General features: G+C 74.0%; 18 protein-coding genes. 11 read left to right on the top strand and 7 right to left on the bottom strand.

Annotated elements, in window-relative coordinates; translation table 11 throughout:
- Positions 1 to 59: 59 nt before the first annotated feature.
- Positions 60 to 1,970: a hypothetical protein gene (locus tag WMF20_RS33665; protein ID WP_437605944.1), complete on the top strand. Its 1,911-nt coding sequence runs from the start codon at positions 60 to 62 to the stop codon at positions 1,968 to 1,970.
- 38 nt (positions 1,971 to 2,008) lie between these two features.
- Here the strand turns inward: WMF20_RS33665 and WMF20_RS33660 are convergent, their stop codons facing one another.
- Positions 2,009 to 2,815 (bottom strand): helix-turn-helix domain-containing protein, encoded by an 807-nt coding sequence (locus WMF20_RS33660; RefSeq protein ID WP_129578181.1) that lies wholly within the window; start codon positions 2,813 to 2,815, stop codon positions 2,009 to 2,011.
- 491 nt (positions 2,816 to 3,306) lie between these two features.
- Positions 3,307 to 4,998 (bottom strand): acyl-CoA dehydrogenase family protein, encoded by a 1,692-nt coding sequence (locus WMF20_RS33655; protein WP_437605943.1) that lies wholly within the window; start codon positions 4,996 to 4,998, stop codon positions 3,307 to 3,309.
- A 311-nt stretch (positions 4,999 to 5,309) separates the two neighbouring features.
- Here WMF20_RS33655 and WMF20_RS33650 point away from each other — a divergent pair, with 311 nt between their 5' ends.
- From WMF20_RS33650 to WMF20_RS33610, 9 genes are all read left to right on the top strand, one after another.
- Complete coding sequence (locus WMF20_RS33650) at positions 5,310 to 5,765, top strand: RrF2 family transcriptional regulator (RefSeq protein ID WP_129578179.1); 456 nt, start codon at positions 5,310 to 5,312, stop codon at positions 5,763 to 5,765.
- An 11-nt stretch (positions 5,766 to 5,776) separates the two neighbouring features.
- Positions 5,777 to 6,832, top strand: coding sequence for a cysteine synthase A (gene cysK, locus WMF20_RS33645; RefSeq protein ID WP_129578178.1), 1,056 nt, complete (start codon positions 5,777 to 5,779; stop codon positions 6,830 to 6,832).
- Positions 6,829 to 7,698, top strand: coding sequence for a HesA/MoeB/ThiF family protein (locus WMF20_RS33640; RefSeq protein ID WP_437605942.1), 870 nt, complete (start codon positions 6,829 to 6,831; stop codon positions 7,696 to 7,698). Before cysK ends, WMF20_RS33640 begins: the two co-directional genes overlap by 4 nt.
- Positions 7,691 to 7,969, top strand: a complete 279-nt coding sequence (locus WMF20_RS33635) for a MoaD/ThiS family protein (protein WP_012238383.1) — start codon at positions 7,691 to 7,693, stop codon at positions 7,967 to 7,969. The genes WMF20_RS33640 and WMF20_RS33635 overlap by 8 nt, the downstream gene beginning before the upstream one ends.
- Position 7,970: 1 nt before the next feature.
- Entirely contained in the window at positions 7,971 to 8,318 is a 348-nt protein-coding gene (locus WMF20_RS33630) for a hypothetical protein (protein WP_129578176.1), read from the top strand.
- Positions 8,315 to 9,265, top strand: a complete 951-nt coding sequence (locus WMF20_RS33625) for a PLP-dependent cysteine synthase family protein (protein ID WP_129578175.1) — start codon at positions 8,315 to 8,317, stop codon at positions 9,263 to 9,265. The genes WMF20_RS33630 and WMF20_RS33625 overlap by 4 nt, the downstream gene beginning before the upstream one ends.
- Positions 9,259 to 9,819, top strand: coding sequence for a Mov34/MPN/PAD-1 family protein (locus WMF20_RS33620; protein WP_437605941.1), 561 nt, complete (start codon positions 9,259 to 9,261; stop codon positions 9,817 to 9,819). Before WMF20_RS33625 ends, WMF20_RS33620 begins: the two co-directional genes overlap by 7 nt.
- A gap of 124 nt (positions 9,820 to 9,943) precedes the next feature.
- Entirely contained in the window at positions 9,944 to 11,689 is a 1,746-nt protein-coding gene (gene sat, locus WMF20_RS33615; RefSeq protein ID WP_129578173.1) for a sulfate adenylyltransferase, read from the top strand.
- Between the two features lie 13 nt (positions 11,690 to 11,702).
- On the top strand, positions 11,703 to 13,145 hold the full coding sequence (locus WMF20_RS33610) for a hypothetical protein (RefSeq protein WP_437605940.1): 1,443 nt from the start codon (positions 11,703 to 11,705) through the stop codon (positions 13,143 to 13,145).
- Positions 13,146 to 13,153: 8 nt separating this feature from the next.
- Here the strand turns inward: WMF20_RS33610 and WMF20_RS33605 are convergent, their stop codons facing one another.
- The 5 genes from WMF20_RS33605 to WMF20_RS33585 form a co-directional block, all read right to left on the bottom strand.
- Positions 13,154 to 15,124, bottom strand: coding sequence for a serine/threonine protein kinase (locus tag WMF20_RS33605; protein WP_437605939.1), 1,971 nt, complete (start codon positions 15,122 to 15,124; stop codon positions 13,154 to 13,156).
- 394 nt (positions 15,125 to 15,518) lie between these two features.
- A complete protein-coding gene (trxA, locus tag WMF20_RS33600; RefSeq protein ID WP_129578170.1) occupies positions 15,519 to 15,842 on the bottom strand; it encodes a thioredoxin in 324 nt (107 codons plus the stop codon).
- 163 nt (positions 15,843 to 16,005) lie between these two features.
- Complete coding sequence (locus tag WMF20_RS33595; RefSeq protein ID WP_437605938.1) at positions 16,006 to 16,452, bottom strand: Rrf2 family transcriptional regulator; 447 nt, start codon at positions 16,450 to 16,452, stop codon at positions 16,006 to 16,008.
- A 124-nt stretch (positions 16,453 to 16,576) separates the two neighbouring features.
- Complete coding sequence (locus WMF20_RS33590) at positions 16,577 to 18,391, bottom strand: hypothetical protein (protein WP_437605937.1); 1,815 nt, start codon at positions 18,389 to 18,391, stop codon at positions 16,577 to 16,579.
- A 145-nt stretch (positions 18,392 to 18,536) separates the two neighbouring features.
- Entirely contained in the window at positions 18,537 to 19,991 is a 1,455-nt protein-coding gene (locus WMF20_RS33585) for a PLP-dependent aminotransferase family protein (protein ID WP_129578167.1), read from the bottom strand.
- Positions 19,992 to 20,146: 155 nt separating this feature from the next.
- Between WMF20_RS33585 and yedA the strand changes: the two genes are divergently transcribed.
- Positions 20,147 to 21,355, top strand: coding sequence for a drug/metabolite exporter YedA (gene yedA / locus WMF20_RS33580; RefSeq protein ID WP_437605936.1), 1,209 nt, complete (start codon positions 20,147 to 20,149; stop codon positions 21,353 to 21,355).
- The last annotated feature ends 104 nt before the right edge of the window (positions 21,356 to 21,459 follow it).

Below are 21,459 nucleotides of genomic sequence, written 5' to 3'. Positions count from 1 at the left end.
CCCCGCGGCCGCGCCGCGCCCTCGGATCCCCCAGGCCCCAAGGAAGCCCACCGCCCGCCATGCACCGAAGCGCGCTCCTCGCCCCCGCCGTTTCCGCGGCCCTGCTGCTCTCCCTCGCCCCGCCGGCGCTGGGCCAGCCTCAGCCCCTCCCCGGTCAGGCCCCGCCGGCGCCCGCCGCGCCGGCCCAGACCCCCGACGCGCCCGCGGCGGCGCCCGCGCCGCCGGCCGACATCCCCCCCGCGCCGACCCCCGGGCCCGCCGCGCCGGTCCAGACCCCCGCCGCGCTGGGCCCCGAGCCCGCCGCGCCGGCGCCGGCCGCCGCGGCGGCGGCTCCGGCGGCCGCGGCGTCGGCCCCCGCCCCTGGCGCGCTGCCGCCGGCGGCCGGCGCCGCGACCGCGCTGCCGCGGCTCGAGCCCCGCGGGACGCCCCCGGCCGAGGAGCCGCCGGTCCGGGTCGGCGACGCCATGGACACGCGCCTCACCTGGACGCTCGGCGACGACGACGTGCTCCACGACACGGGCCAGGCGCAGCCCATCTCGCCGAACGTGAGCATCGGCGATCGCAAGCAATACCGGCTCTTCTTCGACAACCTCAACTCCCGCTTCAGCGGGCGCGAGAACCTGACGCACCTCGCACTCTACAAGAAGATGCCGGGGTTCATCGAGGGGCTGGACACCGAGGCTTCGCTCGTCCTCCGCATCGACCTCGCCTCGCTGTCCAGGAACAGCAACAACGTCAATCAGGCGCTCTACGACGCAGGCTCGTTCATCCGCGCCTTCTATCACACCGACGGCAACGCCGACGGCAAGACCGGGCTCGGCATCACGCTCTGGCCCCTCGACACCGACAGGTTCCGCCTCGGCTACCTCTACGACATCTCGTGGGGCGGCACGAACGCGTCGATCAACCAATCGATCTTCCCGCGCATCATCGGCACCGCGCCCGGCGCGAAGGTGCAGTTCGACGCCGAGCGGTTCAGCGTCTTCGCCGGGTTCAAGGTCGCGAGCCTCACGCAGCTCCAGCGGGTGCTCACCCCCGGCACCAGCGAGGTCGAGGAGATCCGCGTCGCGCAGACGAACTACGGCTTTCTCCTCGGCGGCGGCGTCGATCTCCACCCCCACGTGCACGCCGACCTCGGCGCCGGCTACTTCCAGCAGGGCAGGTTCGACTGGCCCGACGTCGCGGGCGAGCCGGTCTACACGTACGGCGCCTCGGCCCGCGTCGTCGCGCACACGAAGGGCGAGCCGATCCCGCAGTCTGTCGACTTCCTGCTCTACCGCAACGATCCGGACCGCCCGCAGATCATCTTCAAGCCCGAGACCTACACGCCGGGCAAGACCACCTGGGCCGTGAGCCTCGAGGCGTCGAACCTCTACCAGAACCTCAAGGACTTCGAGTCCGCGGGCGTGACCACCCGCCAGGCGGCCCGCGCCGGCGCCCTCCAGGCGGTCCTCAAGTCGGGGTACGCGCGCGCGAGCGTCACCGGCATCTACCGCGATCTGCCGTTCGTGCTGCGCAACCAGCCGAGCTTCATCCCGTTCCAGAGCATCCCCGAGACGCGCGGCGCCTCGACGGGCGACGAGCTGTTCTTCGCCCTTTCGGCCGACTACTACGTCGCGCGGGCGCGGCTCACCCCCGGCATCGGCGCGGGCCTCCAGCTCCCCGCCACCTTCAAGACGACGTCGTTCGACCTCTACAGCGCGCCGATCGCGCGCACCGTGGTCGTGCGCGAGCAGGGCAACCTGTCCATCCTCCCCTACAACCGCTCCGCCGTGCCCATCTTCCAGGCCCGCGTCAGCCTCAAGTGGGATATCAGCCGGATCCTCTCCGCGGTCGCGTGGGTCCAGTACGTGCGCGACAACAACGGCACCTTCATGGAGCGCGACCCCTCCGAGGGCACGCTCGCGCTGCGCACCTTCGTGAACCCCGACTTCGTCGGCGGCGGCATCAGCGCCCAGGCCCGCTTCTGAGGATCGCGCGGGCGCCGCGCCCCCCCCGCGGCCCGCGCTCACCGCGGCTGGAACCCCTTGAACGCCGCCACGGCCCGCTGCGTGCTGCCCACGGTCTCGACGATGCGAAAGCCCCCGCGGAGGTAGAACCCCTCGAAGTGCAGCACGCTCTCGCCCTCGGCCGGCTCGATCTCCCAGTAGCGCGAGAGATCCCGCGACGTGCCGAGGACGGCGATCCGCCGCCACCCGCCCGGGATCATCCCCGTCCACTCCGGGCCGCGCTTCTCCGTCAGCTCGAAGTCGTCGCGGCTGTGCTTCACCCGGAAGCTCGCGTCCGGGCCCGACCCGATGCGCGCGTCGAGCGGGCCCCCGGGCGGCCCCTTCGCGTCCTGGTCCTGCCGCCGCGGCCCGCGCTTGCTCACCCGGTAGCTCGCCACCGAGTGCGGATCCAGGTAGTAGGTGCCGCCCTCCTTGTTCGCGCGCAGCCGCCCCGCGTAGATCGCCTGGCGCACCGCGCTCTCGGAGATGCCGAGCTGCTGCGCGGCCTCCGGCACCGTCATCGTGTAGCGCGTCCGCGGCGTGGCCACCGCCGACTCGGGCGGCAGCCGCTTGCGCGCCAGGCAGTCGAGCATCACGTGGAACGCCGGATCGCGGTACACGTCGGCCGTCGCGACGCTCCGCCCCGCGACGGCGGTCTTGTCGAGCAGCGGGTTCTCCGGCCCGAGGACGAGATCGGTCAGCTCGGCCTCGGACACCGCGGGATCCCGGGCCGCCGCCAGCACCCGGCACAGGAAGGTGCCGAGCTCGCCGGTCGGCGTCGCGAAATCGACCGTCTCGCCGGACAGCAGCGTGTATTGCGTCTTCATCTCGCCTCTTCGCAGCTCGTCGTGTGCGCGCTCCAGCACCGCGCGCCGCGCGCGTGCCCGGGGCTACGCGAGCCCGATCCGTCCGTGAGGCGGACGAAGTCCCTCGCGCGCGCCGGTGCCGGCGCGCGCAGGCGGATCTCACCCCACCGGGGACGCCGCGCGCGCGGCCCCCGCCCCGAGGGGCAGGACCGCCCGCACGCCGCCCCCGTCGGGCACGCGTTCAGCGCCGCAGCTACGGATTACTGTATGCCCGTTCAGGTAGTTCCGTCTAGTGCCTTTGCACGCCGGTAGGACAAAAGTCGTCCGCCTCCGGCGACGTCACGTCATCCGCAACTATCCGAAAATACACATTAATTCTGCGCGATCAGAACGCGTGGAACCGGCGGAAAAATCGTCGCAGGCTGCGAGGCGGGGCGGATCGGCGGCCGAGACCGGCGCCCGGCGCCCGGCGGCGGCGGGCGCTGTTCAGGTCCGTGTGGGGCGCCGTCTGTTCAGGTGGCGGGCTTCTGCCGCGTCGTCTCGGCGAGGGTCTCGACGGTGTCGGGGTCGTGGTCGCGGATGCAGTCGACCCCGTTGCGCTCGAACTGGATGGCGGCGGCCAGCGCGGCCCGGCTTCGCTCGCGGTCCATGGCCCACGCCGCGTGCCGCACGAGCAGCGCGAGCGACAGCGCCCGGCCGAGGGTGATCGCGACGCGGCGGGCGCCGGCCTCGAGGCCGGGGCGGTCGGTGGCGGCCATCTCCTTGATCCACGCGCGGGCGTGGGACACCGCGCGCGACGCCGCCGTCTCGGCCTCGGCGAGCTTCGGCTCGACCACGCCGGTGAGGAGGCGCGCCACCTCGGCCGCGAGGATGTCGAGCGAGCCGTCCTTCAGGATCACCCGCAGCGCGTCGAGGGCGAGCACGTTGGTCGTGCCCTCCCAGATCGGCAGGACCTGCGCGTCGCGCAGGAGGCGCGGCAGCCCCGTGTCCTCGATGTAGCCCGCCCCGCCGAACGCCTCGAGCACCTCGCTCAGCACCGACACCGCCTGCTTCGCGGTCGTGAGCTTCGCGATCGGGATCATCAGCCGGAGGAGCTTCGCCTCCGACTCGGTGAGCGACCCCGTCTCCTCGCGCCCGAGCAGCTCGATCGCGCGGAAGGTCAGGTGGAAGGCGCCCTCGAACTCGGCCTGGAGCTCGGCGAGCGTGTCCATGTGCAGCGGCTTCTCGGCCAGCGTCGCGCCGAACAGGGCGCGGCGCTGGGCGTAGGAGCGCGCCAGCGCGAGCCCCCGGCGCATCCCCGCGACGGCGGCGATCGCGTTCCAGGTCCGCGTCACGTTCAGCATCGGCGCGATCGCCCGGACGCCGTTCGTGAGGCCGGCGACCGGCGTGGCGAGGACGCCGTCGAGGGTGATCTCGGCGGTGGGGACCTTGCGGGTGCCGAGCTTGTCCTTCAGCCGGTTGAGCAGCACGCCCTCGCGGCGCCCCTCCTCGCCCGCGAGCTCGACGTAGAACAGCGCGAGCCCGCGGCTGCCCTCCGGGTTGCCCTCGGGGCGCGCGAGCGCGAGCGCCATCTCGGACGTGGCCGCCGAGGCGAACCACTTCGTCCCGTACAGCCGGTACGCCCCGTCCGGCCCGGGCCGCGCCACGGTCTCGCTCCGCCCCACGTCCGAGCCGCCGGTGCGCTCGGTCATCCACTGGCCCGACGTCCAGGCGCTCGCCGGGTCGCGGCTCGTCAGGCGGGGCACCGCGCGGTCGATGAGGGCGCGGTTGTCGCTCGCGAGCAGCGCCCGCGCGGCGCCGTCGGTCATCGCCAGGGGGCACGTGTAGACGTCGCTCGACGCGTCGAAGAGGTACGCGAGCGCGAACTGGTGGACGCGCGAGAACGCGCCGTGGGCCCGCTCGTACGCCGTCGCGACGACCCCGTGCTCGCAGGCGATGCGCGCGGCCTCCTTCCAGAGCTGCGTCACCTCGACCCGGTCGACGCGCTTGCCCCAGGCGTCCCACGACGTGAGCTCGGGCTCGTTCTCGCGATCGGCGAGCTGCAGGCGGTAGAGGCGGCCGCCCGAGAGCTCGCCCATCTCCCGCAGCGAGGGCGTGATCGACGCGGCCACCTCGCGCGGCAGCACCCGCGCGAGGTAGGACCGCAAGACGCGGTCGTCGTCGTACTGGTTCCCGAGTGATGGGGGGTCTTGATAGAAAGCCACCGGCCGACTCCTGGGTTGGTGCGCCGCAGCCCGAACCGTGCGACGCGGAAGCGTCGATCGGGTCCCGCGCGCCCTCCGGCACGCGCGGCGACTCGCAGCCTCGAACCACTCGAAGCTACTGAACCCGTCCCATCCGGTTCAACAGGAAGCCGAGAGCCCGCTCGCCGTGGCGCGGCGAACGGTGAACCTCGGCTGTCAATTTCGCCGAGCCAGCCGGTTTCTGTGCGCTGTTCGGGTGCCGTGTCGCACGGAAAGAAGCGCAGATTGTGCGGTTCTTGACTTCCCCGATGTACCAATGCATAGGACTGGCGGTGAAGCTCTCGAACAAGGGTCGCTACGGTGTGCGCGCATTGTTCGATATCGCGTTCCACAACGACGGGCGGCCGACGCAGATCCGCGAGATCTCGGAGCGAGAGCTCATCCCGGCCCGGTTCCTGGAGCAGATCTTCCAGGACCTGAAGAAGGCCGGGCTCATCAGCTCGAAGCGCGGCCCGCGCGGGGGCTACCACCTGGCGCGGCCCGCGAGCGAGATCAGCCTGGGCGACGTCGTCCGCGCCCTGGAGGGGCCGGTCGCGGTGATCGCGCCGGACGACGAGGGCAACCCGGAGAGCTCGACGCTCGACCCGCCCACGGCCGTGTTCCACGATCTGGCGCTCGCGATCGAGCGCTGCTTCGACGCGGTGTCGATCGCCGACGTCTGCGAGCGCGGGGTCGAGCTCGGCGTGCGCCGCAAGGGGCGGCCGGAGCGGTCGACCTACGTGATTTGAGCCGACCTCCCATGAGAAGCCCTGACCGAGCCGACCCGTCCTCCGGCGTCCCCCGCGCACCCGCGGGGGCGGCCGAGCTGCCCCCGCTGCCCTCGCACCCGCGCGTCGTCGACAGCGTGCTCGACCTCGTGGGCGACACGCCGCTCTTCGAGATCCGCCGCGTCGACGCGGCGACGCCCCGGGGGCGCGTCTTCGGGAAGGCCGAGCAGCAGAACCCGGGCGGCTCGCTGAAGGACCGGATCTGCCTCGCGATGATCGAGGGCGCCGAGGCGCGCGGGCTGCTCGGCCCGGGCGCGGGCGGCGTGGTCATCGAGCCGACGTCGGGGAACACCGGGATCGGGCTCGCGATCGTGTGCGCGGCCAAGGGGTACCGGTGCATCCTGACGATGCCGGCGAGCATGAGCCTCGAGCGCCGCCAGCTGCTCGAGGCCTACGGCGCGGAGGTCGTGCTGACCGAGCCCGAGCTGCAGATGGAGGGCGCCATCGACAAGGCGCAGCGGCTCGCGGCCGAGATCCCGGGCGCGGTCATCCTCGGCCAGTTCGACAACCCCGACAACCCGCGCGTCCACGCGGAGACCACCGCGCGGGAGATCCTGCACGCGATGGCGGGCCTCGACGGGCCCGAGCGGCCCGGCCCGCGGCAGTCGCTGACGATCGACGCGTTCGTGGCGGGCGTGGGGACGGGCGGGTCGGTGAGCGGCGTCGGGCGCGTGCTCAAGCGGCTGCGCCCCGGGACGCGCGTCATCGCGGTCGAGCCCGAGTCGTGCGCGACGATCTCGCGCGGCGAGCGCGGGCCCACGAAGATCCAGGGGCTCGCGGCGGGGTTCGTCCCGGCGAACTACGATCCGGGCGTGGTGGACGAGGTGCGCACGGTCGGCGATCGCGCCGCGTACGAGACGAAGGCGGCGCTCGCCCGGCAGGAGGGGCTGCTCGTCGGCATCAGCGCCGGCGCCGCGGTGCGGGTGGCGCTCGACGTCGCGCGCGAGCTCGGCCCCGACGCCAACGTCGTGACGGTCCTGTGCGACACCGGCGAGCGGTACTTCAGCCTGGACGAGTACTTCCGATGAGCGGCGGCGACGGCGCGGCGGTCCGCGGGTGCGTGCTCCTCGTCGGGGCGGGGGGCATCGCGGCGCCGGCCGCGCTGGCGCTCGCCGCGGGGGGCGTGCGGGAGATCCGGGTGGTCGACGACGACCAGGTCGAGGTCACGAACCTGCACCGGCAGATCCTGTTCGACGCCGACGACGTCGGCCGCCCGAAGCTCGACGCCTTCGCCGAGGCGCTGCGCCGCCGGCATCCGACGCTCCGGGTCGATCGGCGGTACGGCCGCTTCACGCCGAGCGCGGCGGCCGCCCTGATGCCGGGCGTCTCGGTCGTGGTCGACGCGACCGACAACTTCGCGACGCGGTTCCTGATCGCCGATGTGTGCCGCCTCACCAGGACGCCGGTGGTGCATGCGGCGGCGATCCGCTGGCGCACGACGGTGATGGCGGTCGCGGCGGAGGGGCGGCCTTGTTATCGCTGCCTGTTCGAGGACCTGCCGACGGGGAACGCGCCGGACTGCGCGACGGCCGGGGTGGCGGGCCCGGTGTGCGGCGTGGCCGGCGCGCTCGCGGCGGACCGGGCGCTCGCGATCTTGGCGGGCGACGCGTCGGTCTACGGCCGGATCGCGACGTACGACGGCCTCGCGGACACCTTGCGGAGCGTCCCCGTGGCCGCCCGCCCCGCCTGCGCCCTGTGCGGCGAGCGCGCCGACATCGCGACCATCGACGCGTCCCGTTACGTGATCTCGTGTGCTGCAGAAGGGGACCGCGAGAGCGGATCCCCGACCCACGTTGAAGGGGACCGTGAAAACGGATCCCCGACCGTCGTTGCAGGGGACCGCGAGAGCGGATCCCCGACCCACCTCAACACTGGAGAGCATGACCATGGCTGACACCGCGACCGTCCGCATCCCGACCCCCCTTCGCACCCTCACCGGCGGGCAGGACGAGGTCAAAGCCGCCGGCGGTACCGTCGGCGAGCTGATCGAGAACCTCGAGAAGAGCTACCCGGGCATCCGCGACCGGCTCCTCGACGAGAAGGGCGTGCGGCGCTTCGTGAACATCTTCGTGGGCGACGAGGACATCCGCTTCCTCGACGGGCTGAAGACCCCCGTGAAGGGCGGCGATCAGGTCGCCATCGTCCCCGCGATCGCCGGGGGCTGAGGTGGACGACCCGCGCTATCTCCGCCAGGTGCTGCTCGCGGAGATCGGTCCAGAGGGACAGGCGAGGCTCGGGGCGGCGACGGCGCGCGTGCTCGGCGGGCGCGGCGATGGCGCGCCGCCGCTCGCGCGCGAGGTGGCGGAGCGCTACGCGCGCGGGGCCGGCTTCGGCGCGCTCGCGGAGGGCGCGCTCGACGTCGACGCGCTCGCGCCCGCGGACCTCGTCGCGTCGCCCGCCGCGCGGGCGGTGCTCGCCGGGGCGCGGGCGGCCCTCGCCGAGATGCGGGCCGCGCTCGGCCGGGGCGGCGCCGGGGCGGGGCAGGGCGGCGCGGCGGAGGGCAAGCCGTCATGAGGCTCTCCCTCGCCCGCTCCCGCCGGATCGCGTCGGTCGTCGACGCCGTGGGCGACACGCCGCTCGTGCGCCTGTCGCGCATCGGCCGCGACGCGCCCTCGGTCGAGGTGTACGCGAAGCTCGAGTTCACGAACCCGGGCGGCTCGGTGAAGGACCGCGCCGCGCTGCGGATGATGAGCCGCGCCGCCGCCGACGGCCGCCTCACCAGCCAGAAGACGCTCATCGACTCGACCAGCGGCAACACCGGCGTCGCCTACTCGCTCTTCGGCGCGGCGATGGGCTTCAAGGTGGCGCTCGTCATGCCGTCGAACGTGTCCAAGGCGCGCAAGGACATCGCGCGCGCGTTCGGCACGGAGCTCATCTTCAGCGACCCGATGGAGGGCTCCGACGGCGCGATCCGCCACGTGCGCGCCCTGGTCGAGGCGGATCCGGAGAGGTACTTCTACCCGGACCAGTACTCGAACGAGGACAACCCGCTCGCCCACTACCACGGCACCGCGCGGGAGATCCTCGAGGCGGTCGGCGACCGGATCACGCACTTCGTGGCCGGGGTCGGCACGAGCGGCACCATCGTCGGGACGAGCCGGCGGCTCCGGGAGCACCACCGGCCGATCCGCTGCATCGCGGTGGAGCCCGCGGACGCGCTCCACGGGCTCGAGGGGCTCAAGCACCTCCCGAGCTCGCTCGTGCCCGCCATCCACGACGCGGGCGCGTACCACGAGACGATGCGGATCACGACGGAGGAGGGCTGGGACATGTCCGATCGCCTCGCGCGCGAGGAGGCGCTGCACGTCGGACACTCGGGCGGCGCGGCCGTCTTCGCGGCCTTCGAGGTGGCGAAGCGCCTGCACCGCGAACAGCAGGGAGGGTGCGTGGTGGCGATTGTCCCGGACCGGGGCGACCGCTACTTTGCGCCCATGAAATGGGAGAAGCGTTACGTATGGTGATGTCTCACCCGTGGACCGCCGGCGGGGTCGTCCTCAAGGCGGCCGTCCTCAAGGCGGTCGAGGCCGAAGCGCTCGCCGGGTACGCGCGCGACGAGGAGGCCTGTGGGTACCTGAAGGGGCCCGCGGGCGACGCGCTGCTCTGCGACGAGCACGTCCGGATGGAGAACATCGCGAACAAGCTCCACGCCGTCGATCCGGAGCGGTACTTCCGGACGGCGCGGACGTTCTTCGACTTCAACGGCAAGCGCTTCTCGGACGCCGTCGAGAGGGGGGCCGCGGAGGGTCGCCCCGTGAAGGTGCTCTATCACTCGCACCTCGACGCCGGCGCCTACTTCAGCCCGACCGACGCCGCCATGATGAGCGGCGGCGAGCCGCCGGCCGAGGAGGGCGGAGCGATCGTGATGGGGCCCGGGCCGGCGTTCCCGCTCGCGTTCCTCGTCACGAGCGTGCGCGGCGGCTCCGGCGACGGGGGCGAGCCCCGCATCGCCGAGCACCGCCTCTTCGTCTGGGACGGCGCCGCGTTCGTCGCGTCGACGTTCTCCGTCATCGATTGAGCTCATCGCGCCGGGGCGCGTCCGCCGTCCTCGCGCTGCCCGCACCCGCTTGCCGGGTTCCGCTCCCGAGGCCCAGAGAGGCCGATTCCGCAGTTGTCACTCGATCATCGAAGGAGTTGCCTAAATGTCAGGTTTTGTTGTCTGGTTCACCGGGTTGAGCGGCGCGGGCAAGAGCACGCTCGCGGCGATGCTTTCGGCCGAGCTCCGCGCCCGCTCCGTCCACGTCGAGGTGCTCGACGGCGACGAGGTGCGCACGAACCTCTCGAAGGGCCTCGGGTTCTCGAAGGAGGACCGCGATACGAACATCCGGCGGATCGGATACGTGGCGAAGCTCATCGCCCGGTCGGGCGCGTGCGCGATGACGGCGGCCATCAGCCCGTACAAGGCGATCCGTGACGAGCAGCGGGCGCAGAACCCGCGCTTCGTCGAGGTGTACTGCTCCTGTCCGATCCCGGTGCTGGCCGAGCGCGACGCGAAGGGGCTCTACAAGAAGGCGCTCGCGGGCGAGATCAAGAACTTCACGGGCATCGACGACCCGTACGAGGCGCCCGAGAACCCCGAGGTGGTCGTCTACACCGACAAGGAGACCAAGGAGGAGGGCCTCGCCAAGATCCTCGCCAAGCTCGAGGAGCTCGGGTACGTCCCGCGCCGCGGCGCCGCGGTCGCGGTGTCCGGCGCTGCCGCCGCGGGGGCGGCGGCGGCCGGCGCCCGCGGGCTCATCGCGCCGCACGGCGGCGAGCTCGTGAACCGGTGGGCCGAGGGCGCGGAGAAGGCGTCGCTCGCCGAGCGGGCGAAGGGGCTGCCGGTCATCGCGCTCGACGAGCGGACCGAGAGCGACGTCGAGATGATCGCGATCGGCGCGTTCTCGCCGCTCCGCGGCTTCATGAACTCGAAGGACTACCTGCGCGTGGTGCGCGAGATGCGCCTCGAGAACGGCCTGCCGTGGTCGATGCCGATCACGCTCGCCGTCTCGGAGCAGGCGGCGGAGGGGCTCCGCGTCGGGTCCGAGGCCGCGCTCCGCGCGCGCGACGGCCGCATCGTGGCGGTCATCGAGCTGAGCGACAAGTGGCGGCCGAACAAGGAGCTCGAGGCGCAGGAGGTGTTCCGGACGACCGAGACGAAGCACCCGGGCGTCGCCTACCTGATGGGCACGGGCCCCGTGTACGTCGGCGGCGAGATCCGCGTGCTGGAGCGGCCGGTCGAGTCGCCGTTCCCGGCGTACGACCGGGGCCCGGCGGTGACGCGGGCGTATTTCGCCGAGAAGGGGTGGCGCCGCATCGTCGGCTTCCAGACGCGCAACCCGATCCACCGGGCGCACGAGTTCATCACCAAGACGGCGCTGGAGATCTGCGACGGGCTGATGATCCACCCGCTCGTCGGCGCGACGAAGTCGGACGACATCCCGGCGGACGTGCGGATGCGCTGCTATGAGGAGCTCATCGCGAAGTACTATGTGAAGGATCGCGTGCTGCTCTCGATCTACCCGGCGGCGATGCGTTACGCGGGCCCGCGCGAGGCGATCTTCCACGCGCTCGCGCGCAAGAACTACGGCTGCTCGCACTTCATCGTGGGGCGCGACCACGCCGGCGTCGGAAGCTATTACGGCACGTACGACGCGCAGGAGATCTTCAATGCCTTCAGCCCCGGAGAGCTCGGCATCACGACGCTCAACTTCGAGAACGCGTTCTACTCGACGGTGGTCGGAGCGATGGCCACCGCGAAGACGGCGCCGGGCGACGCGTCGACGCAGGTCAACCTGTCGGGCACGAAGGTGCGCGAGCTGCTCCAGCGCGGCGAGCTGCCGCCGCCGGAGTTCTCCCGTCCGGAGGTCGCGCGCATCCTCATCGAGGCGATGCGCAAGTCGTCGTAGCCCTCCCGGCCTGATGGCGGCGGCGCGCGGCCTCGTCGAGCGGGGCCGCCGCGCTGCCGCCGGCGCCGCGCGCGGCGCGGCCCTCGCGGCCCTGACCGCGCTCGCCGGCCTCACCGCGGGGGCGCCGGCGCGCGCGGACCTCGGCGACGACGCCGCGCGCGTCGCGCGGATGTGGTCGCTCTCGGGCGCGCGCGTCGCGCGGCTCCCCCCCACCTTCGTCGAGCACGGCCGCCTGCGGGTGGTGGCGATCGACCCGCCGCCGGCCGGCGTGGCCGGCGCGCCTGGCGCGGTCAGCGCGAGCGGCGCGGCCAGCGCGGGCCGCGCGGCCGGCGCGAGCGGCGCGGTCGCGCCGAAGGCGGAGGAGTGCCTCGCCGTCGCGTTCCTCGCGCCGCGCATCGTGGACTTCACGCTCGAGCCGGAGTCGTCCTCGGGCGAGCTGTCGGCCCTCGAGGGCCTCGTGCACCGGCTGCGCGGCCAGGATCCCGAGGACGAGCGCCGCATCCACAGCGTCGCCGGGGCCGCGGCGATCGTCCGGTGCGGGGACGCGCGCGAGACGCTGCGCCGCGTGGCGCTCGAGGTGCTGTCGCCGCGGGGCGCCTTCGAGGTCGTGGTCGCGGCGTCGAGCGGGCCGCCGGAGCGGCTCGAGTCGATCCTGCCGGAGCGCGTGTCAGGGCCCGTCGCGCCGCGCGGCGACCCGGGGCGGCCGGCCGAGCCGGGGCCGCTCGACACCCGCGTCGCGCGCGCCGCGCGCCGGGCCCGCGCCGACGGGGCGCCGCGCGTCGCGCCGCTCGACATGCGCGCCTCGACGGTCGGGACGGGGCAGTTCTCGGTCAAGCTCGCCGAGGGCTGTCACCGGCTCGACCTGATGGCCGAGGTCCCGAGCGCCACCGTGCGCCGCGCGACCGATCTGGACGCCGAGGCGCGCGAGGCGGGCACGGGGCGGCTGCTCGATCGCGACCGGTCCGACGCGCCCGACGCGCGGCTCGACTTCTGCCTCGGGGGGTCCGGGGTCGTCGAGGTGCCGTTCCTCGGCGCCGCGGGCCCGGTCAAGGTCGTGCTGTCCGACGCGCAGTGGCCGATGCCCCCGCACGTGCCGGGGTACTTCGGCGCGCGCGCCCGGGGCAACCTGGCCGCCGTGCTGAAGCGCCGCCACGCGCCCGCGCCGCGCGCGCAGGCCATCGCCGAGGCCGTCGGCGCGCAGGGCGACACGCTCGTCCCCGTGGAGGTCGAGCCGGGCCGCTGCTACTTCGCGGCGGCGGCGCTGGCGCGGGGCGAGATGCGCGCGCTCCGGATCTCCGTCGAGCTGGGCGACCGCGCCGCGCGCGACGACGCCGGCGAGGGCGGCGAGGGCGCCGGCGTGGCCTTCTGCTCCGAGATCGAGGAGAGCGCCGCCCTGCGCGTGTCCGCGCGCGGCGGCTCGCCCGTCTGGGTCCTCGCGGTCTGGCCCATGGACTGACGCGGCGGTCACTCGGCCGGGCGCGGGCGCCTCCGGCGCTGCGTGGTGTGCGCCGATGCGGGGCTCGCCACGGCGCCCGGCTGGGCCCGCTCCGGCAGGAGCTGGCGGAGCTGCCACGCCTGCAGGAACGCGCGCCGCTCCGCGTCCCGGAGCGCGTGCTGGTGCTGCCCCATCATGAACGCCGGCACGACCAGCATGAACAGGGTGGTCAGCGTCAGCGCCGTGATCGTCGGGATCTTCGAGTGCTCGACGGCCTGGGGCAGGATGACCATCGCGCCGTCCGTGAACTCGTACGAGCGCGGCAGGATGCCCGAGTACTCGATCCACGCGGCGGCCAGCACCGCGACGCAGCCGGTCACGACGACCGCCACGCGGTAGGCCGTCCGGTACGTGAACGAGTTGCCGTACGTGAAGATCACGAGGAGCATCGGCATGAAGAGCAGCGGGCCGAAGCCGCGCCCGATGCACAGGAAGCTGAGCACGTTGAAGACGAACCCGGCGTAGGCGTACCACTCCGCGGACCGGCGGTGCACGAGGCGCGCCGCGATGAACTTCATCAGCGCCGCCAGCGCCGTGAAGCCCAGGATGAAGCCGAAGACCTGCCACTCGCGGATGCCCAGCCACACCGCGGCCACGAGCGTCGCGATCGCCGTCGCGAGCAGCTCGGCGCGGATGCCCGCGTGCAGCTGCAGCCGGTGCCGCGCCGCCGCGGCCGCGTCGAGCTCGGCGAGCACCTCCTGCGGCATCTCGCGCGGCGGCTCGGTCAGGATGCGCCGGAGCGTCTCCAGGGCGCGCTCGTTCGACGGATCGAGCGCGAGCGCCTGGCCGACCTCGCTGAGCAGCGTCTTGCGGGCGCTCTCGGCCTCCTTGCCGCCGGCGAGCGCCCTCTCCACCTTCTCCTCGGCCAGGCCCGCGTGCCGCGCCGCGAGGCCGCGGCGGAGCTCCACGTCCTTGTCGCCGTCGAGGAAGCGCTCGACCGCCTCGTAGAGCGCGCGCGCGGTCGGGTAGCGCTCGGACGGCTCGCGCCGGGTCGCCCGCACGCAGATGGCGTCGAGCTCCGGCGGCACCTCCCGCTCGGGCGCGCGCACCGACGCCCGCGCGTCCGCGCCGTGCAGGAGCGAGTCGAGCATCTCGTTGCGATCCTTCTTCGGGTGCAGCGGCTTGAGCGTGAGCAGCTCGAAGAGGATGGCCCCGAGCGAGTACACGTCGCTGCGCGCGTCGAGCGTGTCGACGCACCCCTGCGCCTGCTCCGGCGACATGTACCCGAGCGTCCCGAGCACGTCGCCCGGGATGGTCCTCGTGCTCATGGGGTCCTCCCCCATGTCGATGGTCTGGTACGGCGTGTCGATGAGCTTCGCGACGCCCCAGTCGAGCAGGTACACCTCGCCGAAGTCGCCGAGCATGATGTTGGCGGGCTTGAGGTCGCGGTGGAGCACGCCGCGCGAGTGCGCGAAGTCCACGGCGATGCAGATGGACGAGAACGCGGTCAGCAGCTTGCGGCGCGAGAAGCTCTGCAGCGCCGTCGCGTCGCCCTCGCGGAGCTCGTTCAGGATCCTCGCCAGCGTGAGGCCCCGGAGGCGCTTCATCGTGAAGTACGCCGAGCCCTTGGCGTCCACGCCGAGGTCGTAGACCGGCACGATCGACGGGTGCTCGAGCTGGCCCTGCACCCGGGCCTCGCGCAGGAACCGGTGGCGGAGCGTCGTGTCGCCCTGGTGCTCCGCGCGGATGACCTTCATGGCCACGTCGCGGCCGATGCGGCGGTCCCTGCAGAAGTGGACCTCCCCCATCCCGCCGACGCCGAGCAGCGAGCGCACCTCGTAGCGCGGGCCGTCGCTCGTGAGGTCCGCGAGCTCCGCCCGGGCGCGGCCGGGGTTCACCGGCGTCGGGGTCTGGCCGTGCGAATCCCCGCCCTTTCCACGAGATTTTCGCATCTCGGGGAGCTGCTCGAGCGTCTCGAAATCGTCGTCGAACAGAGCCATGGCCTTCGGGAAGCCAGGCCAGTCGCGCCGTGCCAGCAACACCCCACACCGGCAGGGCCCCGCGTGGTGACCCCCGGACGGCCTCGACGGACGGCCGCGAGCACCGCCGCGGAATGCTGGGCTTCCTTGGCGAAAGGATCTCGTATCGGGTGGTGATGTCAACGGGGTGCTGCGTCCGTGGAAGACAACGGACGAGCCGTGCTGCGCCGCGCACCACGCGCGCAGATCGGGTGAAAGCGCGCAGCCCGCGCGAAATGAAGGTCGATGTCGGGCGCCCGCGCACGGCGCGCGCGGCCTCCGCGCCGTGTGTGGGGAGCATCACGACGCGGACGATCCGCGGTGATCTGCGGTGCGGCGCTGGCGGAGGCGCGGCGCGCTCGGCCGGCGGATGGCCTCAGCGCCCGACGAGCGCGAGCAGCGTCTTCTTGTTCGCGAGGCCGACGTGCCGCCCCAGGGGCTCGCCGTTCTGGAAGGCGACCACGGTCGGGACGCCGCGGATCCCGAAGCGCTTCGTGGCCGCGGGCGACGCGTCGATGTCGAGCTTGACCACCTTCACCTGACCCGCCGTCTCCGCCGCGATCTCATCGACGATCGGCGCGAGCCGCTTGCAGGGGCCGCACCAGGACGCGGAGAAGTCCACGAGCACCGGTGTATCGGTCTCCAGGACCTCTTGAGCGAAATTCAGGTCGTTGACTTCGATGACGTTGCTGCTGCCCATGGCGCTGTCCTTTCAGCTCAACTCGGAGGCGAGCGGCCCTGGCCGCGATCGCCGGCTCGACGCCGGCCCGGTCTCGACGGCCACGCTCGCATGAACTGTTATAGACACGGTTTCAGTTTCCGCCAGGGGAGGGGAGGCGCCGCGCGGGGCGGGGGCCGGCGGCTCAGCCGGCCTTGATCGGCGCCGGCGCCGGGCGGCCGAGGTGCTGCGCCCGCAGCGCGATGTCGGCGACGGTCTTCTGCGAGAGGCCGCGCAGCAGCCCTTCGTTGGCCGCCTCGGCGACCTCGTCGAACGCGCGCTGGATGCCCGCGCCGATCGGGCACCTCGCGTTCGGCTCGCACGGGCTCGGCGCGATGGCGCCCTCCGGCTCCACGGCGGCGTACACCTCGCTGAGCCGGATCTTCTTCGCCGGCCGCGCCAGGCGGTAGCCGCCGGCGCGGCCTTCCCGCGCCTCGATGAGCCCGGCCTGCGACAGCCGCGCGAGGATGCGCCGCAGGAACGCCGGGTTCGTGTTGATGCTCGCGGAGAGCGCGTCGCTCGCGCAGCTCTCCTCGGTCTGCGCGAGCAGCGCGAGCGCGTGCGTGGCGATGGCGAAGCGACCCGAGGACATCGAAGGGCCTCTCGGAGGTATCTGAGGGTTCCGACGTCTCCGCTGTCAAGCCTCGGGGGAGCGACGCCCGCGACGCGGGGGAGCGGCGCCCCGCGACGCGGGGGAGCGGCGCCCCGCGACGCCGTCAGGGCGACGGCGATCGGGCCGAGGTGCGGGTCAGCACGAGCGCCTCCCCCTTGCCGTCGGCGAGCCTGAGCTCGATCGACGCGGGGACGGGCGACGCGCCGGCGCAGCGGCTGTCGGACACGACGTGGCGCGCGCGGGCGAGCGAGCTCTCCCCGGTCGAGGTGTCGACGAGGCGCAGATCCACGCCGGCGCCCCCGGCGTCGAGCGCCGCGATCACCTCGGCGCACGTGTTCGCCGGGATCTGGAGCGGGAGGATCTTGAGGCGCGAGGCGTCGAGCGCCACCGCCTGCGCCCCGGCGGCCGCCGCGGCGTCGGCGAGGCCGGCGGCGCTCATGCGCCCGAGCAGCCTCGCGGCGGCGAGCGGGTGCGCGACGAGCGCCGGCGGGGCCTTGGGCTCCTTGCGGACCTCCACGGCGAACGGGCCAGGCTGCGCCATCGACTCGACGTCGATCCGGGCGGGGCCGCCGCTCCCGCAGGCGAAGAGCGTCGCCCGCGCGCCGCCCCGGGCGCGGCCGAGCAGGGCGTGCGCGTCGCTCCACAGCTCGGCGAGCACGTCGGCGAGCGGCCTGCCGGCCAGCACGTCGATCCGGGCGCAGCCGGCCGGCAGCTCGATCGGGAGCGTCGTCCGGCTGCCGAGCCGCGCGGCCCCGGTCGACACGCGCGGCGCGCCGTAGCCCCGGCCGGCGAGCGCGCGGCCGTGGTCCGCCCGCACCTCGGCGAGATCGCGGCCCTCGGTCACCCGATCGATCGGCGTGGCCCCGGAGATCTCCGCCTCGGCGCCCGGCTGGGAGCGGCCGATGACCACGGCCACGAGGCCCTGGGTGCCGCGCGAGCGGACCGCGATCGAGAGCTCGATCGAGATCGTCGAGCAGAGGAGCAGCACGCGATCCTGGCCCCGCTCGCGGGCGCGCGCGACGATCCTGCCGGTCTCGTCCTCGGCGACGACCTCGAGCGAGGCGACCTCGTCGCTCGGCGAGACGAGCACGTCGACGCAGCGGCCGCCGTCGAGGGTGGCCCCGATGCGGCTCGCGGTCCTCGATCCGACGGGCAGCGCGACGCGCCGCACGTCCTCCCAGCGCGCGCCGACGGCGCCGCGGTGCGCGCGGACCTTCGCCTCGAGGCCGGGCCACGACTCGAGCCGCCCGCTCTCGTCGCCGGCCCGGCCGCGCGCGCCCACGGCGCGGGCGACCGCGTCCGCCGCCTGGACCGGCACGCCCTGCACGCCGACGCTGACCGCCCCGGCGCCCGACATGACGCGCGCCATGACGTAGAGCCGCCGCGGGTGCGGGGGGCAGACGAGGATGGAGGCGCGCGCGTCGGCCGCCTCGTCCGTGGAGAAGGCGCTGCCGTCGTCCTCGAAGGCGAACAGGTCGACGTCGCCGATCGTCGGCGAGACGCGCGCCATCGCGAGCATGCACTCGCCGGCGGGCACCTCGACGAAGGCGCCGAGCCGATCGCCGTCGGACACCATGTCCGCGCCGATCACCCGGAGCGGGCCCGCGCCGGCCTGCGCGGCGCGCTGCGCGTCCCTGCCGAGCAGGGTGCTGCCGTCGATGCGATCCGGGAGCGGGCGCAGCGTCTCGGGCGCCGGCGCGCCCGGCGAGGCGGCCGCGCCGGCGCGGCAGGCGGGCGCGGCCGAGAGCAGGGCGGCGAGCGTCCAGGCCGCACGGGCGCGCGCGGGGCGGGCCGCGCGCGGGGTCGAGGCGCGGGCCGCGTGCGCGGGCCCGGCCGCGCGCGCGGGCCCGGAGGCACGGAGCGCAGGCGGCGGCGGGGGCGCGGGCGAAGGACGGGGCGCGGGGTGTCTGGGACGCAAGGTCGTGGGCTCGTCGGGGCGCTCGTGGCGAGCGACGAGGTTCTACTTCAGGGCGGGTACGGCAGCCAGAGCGCGCCCGTCAACGCCGTCGGCCGCGCCGCCGCCGTCGCGGCGAGCGGGCCCGCGCCCCGGGCGCCGCCGCGGATCACCCCTCCGCCGCCTCCGCGCAGAGCCGCCCGAGCGTCCGGACCGCGTGCTCGATGAGGTCGGTGAACGGGTAGCCGCAGTTCACCCGGATGTAGTTCGAGAACCGGTGCTTGGCCGAGAAGATCGGCCCCGGCGCGACGCTGATGCCGTGCTCGAGCGCGCGCTCGTGCACGTCGAGCGCGCTCGCGCCGGGCGGCAGCTCGACCCAGAGCACGAAGCCGCCGGCGGGGCGCGAGACGCGGGTGCCGGGGGGGAAATGCTCGGCGATCGCCTCGCTCATGCGCGCGACCTGGGCGGCGAGCCGGCGCCGGAGCGTGCGCAGGTGGTGCTCGTACCCGCCGATCTCGAGGAACTCGGCGATCGCCATCTGCGGCAAGGTCGCGCACGCCACGCTCTGCCCGAACTTGAGCTGCTCGACCTCGTCGAGGAAGCGGCCGGGGGCCGTCCAGCCGACCCGGTAGCCCGGCGCCATCGTCTTCGAGAACGACGAGCAGAGCATCACGAGCCCCTTGCGATCGAACGCCTTGGCCGGGCGGGGGCGCACGTCGCCGAAATGCAGGTCGCCGTAGATGTCGTCCTCGATGAGCGGCACCTCGCGGCGCGCGAGCATCGCGACGAGCCGCTCCTTCGCCTCGTCGGGCATGGCGCTGCCGAGCGGGTTGTTGAAGTTCGGGATCGCGAGGCACGCCTTGATGCGGTGGCGTCCCAGCATCTCCTCGAGGACGTCGAGGTCCATGCCCGTGCGGGGGTGCGACGGGACCTCGAGCGCCTTGATGCCGAGGCTCTCGATGAGCTGGAGGAGCCCGTAGTACGCCGGCGACTCCAGCGCGACCGTGTCGCCGCGGCGGGCGACCGCGCGCAGGCAGAGGTGGAGCCCCTCCATGGCGCCGACCGTGGTCACGATGTCGTCGGCCGAGAGCGCGACGCCCCACTCGACCGAGCGCCGGGCGATCTGCCGCCGCAGCGCCGGCAGGCCGGGCGGCGGGTCGTACGAGACGCCGGCGCCGCCCGCGCTCCTCGCGATCGCGCCGAGGATCCGGTTCAGCTTGTCGGTCGGCAGGAGATCGGGGCTCGGGCACGCCGCGCCGAACGGGACGATGTGCGGGTCCCGGGATGCCCGGTAGACCTTGGAGACGAGGCTCTTCACGCTGACGCGCGTGGCGGTGGTGCAGGCGCGCGCGGCCCGCGGCTCGGGGAGCGCCGAGACCCGGCGGGCGCGGACGTAGTGCCCCGACTGCGGGCGCGCCTCGATGAGCCCGCGGTTCTCGAGCTGCAGGTACGCCTGCAGCACGGTCGCGACGCTGACCCCCTGCTGCCGGCTGAGCCGCCGCACCGACGGGATCCGGTCGCCGGGCCGCAGCGTGCCGCGCGCGATCAGATCGGCGATGTGGGCGGCGACGCGATCGTAGAGGTGGGCCTCGTCCTCGGCTTCGATGGGCGCCTGCGCCTGCACGACGGATGAGTGTACAACCGGGCGGGCGCTGCGGTACCGGTACAGCCGGCCGGCGTGAGGACCAGCACAGTTGCCCGTTCGGCGAACTGTACCGGCTTCAATGCCGGACGGACTGCCTCTGTGCCGGTCGCTCGCTCGAGCCCAAGCTCTGCGGCATGAAATTGACCTCACTTGTTCCGGAGGCGCGGTCGCGCCTCCGAGGGTCGTCGCGGATCGAGCTCGGGAAGGGGGGGTTGTGGACGCACCGCCTGCGGGGCGGTCCGCTGCTCCTGAGCTGCACCGCCGGCTCGGTCTGGGTCACCCGCGAGGGTGAGCCGGACGACGTGGTGCTGGAGGCGGGGGCCAGCTATGGCGGCGAGGGGCGCGGGCTCCTCGTGGTGGAGGCGCTCGAGCCGGCGCAGATCGCGGTGGCCGCGGGCGAGGCGAGGCGGACGGCGCGCGCGGCGCTCGAGCGCGCGCGCGCGGCGCTCGGGGCGGCGCGGGGGAGCTGGCTCGTGCTCCTCTCGCTCGCCGCGCTGTACCTGATCTGGGGCTCGACGTACCTGGCGGTCTCGATCGCGCTCGAGACGCTGCCGCCGTTCCTGCTGGCCGGGGTGCGCTTCGTGACGGCGGGCGCGCTGCTCTACGGCGTGCTCCGGCTGCGCGGGGTCCCGCGCCCGACCCTGCGGGAGTGGAGCGCGGCGGCGCGGGTCGGGGTGCTGCTGCTCGTCTTCGGCAACGGGCTGGTCGTCGTCTCGCAGCAGTGGGTGAGCTCCGGCGTCGCCGCGGTCGTGGTGTCCACGATGCCGCTCTGGCTGGCGCTGTTCACCACCGTGCGGATCGGGCGCGGCGAGGGCGCGTCCGCCGGGGCCCCGGAGGTCTCCCGGGGCGAGTGGCTCGGGCTCCTCGTCGGGTTCGCGGGCGCGGCGCTGCTCCACCTTGGCGGCGACCTCCACGCCGCGCACGCCGGGGCGCTGCTCATCGTGCTGGCCCCCGTGGCGTGGGCGCTCGGCTCGCTGTACAGCCGCACGCTGCCGCTGCCGGCCGGGCCCATGGCGGTCGCGGCGGAGATGCTGGCGGGCGGCGCGGTGATGCTCGGGATCAGCGCGCTCGCGGGCGAGCGCCTCGCGGCGCCGCCGTCGGCGCGGTCGCTCCTCGCCCTCGGCTACCTGGCGGTGTTCGGGTCGATCGTGGCCCTCAGCGCGTACGCGTTCCTGCTCCGGAGGACGCGCCCGGCGATCGCGACGAGCTACGCCTACGTGAACCCGATCGTCGCCATCGCGCTCGGCATCCTCCTCGGCGGCGAGCGCGCCTCCGCGACGACGTGGGCGGCGGCCGCCATCATCGGCGCGGGCGTCATCATCGTCACTCGCTTCCGTCACTAGAGCGGGGGGGCACCCGCTGCGGATACGGGCCCACCTCGACGTTTTCGGTGCTCGGCGTACGTGAGTACGCCTGCGCGCCGAAAACGCCGATCTGGGCCCGTCTC

Origin of the sequence: Sorangium sp. So ce834 (assembly GCF_051521425.1) — a bacterium.
GTDB lineage: Bacteria > Myxococcota_A > Polyangia > Polyangiales > Polyangiaceae > Sorangium > Sorangium cellulosum_D.
This window is presented reverse-complemented; position numbering and strand designations above follow the sequence as displayed.

Coding starts and splice junctions, on each gene's coding strand:
- WMF20_RS33665 (WP_437605944.1), top strand. CDS start 60: ATGCACCGAAGCGCGCTCCTCGCCCCCGCCGTTTCCGCGGCCCTGCTG.
- WMF20_RS33660 (WP_129578181.1), bottom strand. CDS start 2,815: ATGAAGACGCAATACACGCTGCTGTCCGGCGAGACGGTCGATTTCGCG.
- cysK (WP_129578178.1), top strand. CDS start 5,777: ATGAGAAGCCCTGACCGAGCCGACCCGTCCTCCGGCGTCCCCCGCGCA.
- WMF20_RS33640 (WP_437605942.1), top strand. CDS start 6,829: ATGAGCGGCGGCGACGGCGCGGCGGTCCGCGGGTGCGTGCTCCTCGTC.
- WMF20_RS33635 (WP_012238383.1), top strand. CDS start 7,691: ATGGCTGACACCGCGACCGTCCGCATCCCGACCCCCCTTCGCACCCTC.
- WMF20_RS33625 (WP_129578175.1), top strand. CDS start 8,315: ATGAGGCTCTCCCTCGCCCGCTCCCGCCGGATCGCGTCGGTCGTCGAC.
- WMF20_RS33620 (WP_437605941.1), top strand. CDS start 9,259: ATGGTGATGTCTCACCCGTGGACCGCCGGCGGGGTCGTCCTCAAGGCG.
- sat (WP_129578173.1), top strand. CDS start 9,944: ATGTCAGGTTTTGTTGTCTGGTTCACCGGGTTGAGCGGCGCGGGCAAG.
- WMF20_RS33610 (WP_437605940.1), top strand. CDS start 11,703: ATGGCGGCGGCGCGCGGCCTCGTCGAGCGGGGCCGCCGCGCTGCCGCC.
- WMF20_RS33605 (WP_437605939.1), bottom strand. CDS start 15,124: ATGGCTCTGTTCGACGACGATTTCGAGACGCTCGAGCAGCTCCCCGAG.
- trxA (WP_129578170.1), bottom strand. CDS start 15,842: ATGGGCAGCAGCAACGTCATCGAAGTCAACGACCTGAATTTCGCTCAA.
- WMF20_RS33595 (WP_437605938.1), bottom strand. CDS start 16,452: ATGTCCTCGGGTCGCTTCGCCATCGCCACGCACGCGCTCGCGCTGCTC.
- yedA (WP_437605936.1), top strand. CDS start 20,147: ATGAAATTGACCTCACTTGTTCCGGAGGCGCGGTCGCGCCTCCGAGGG.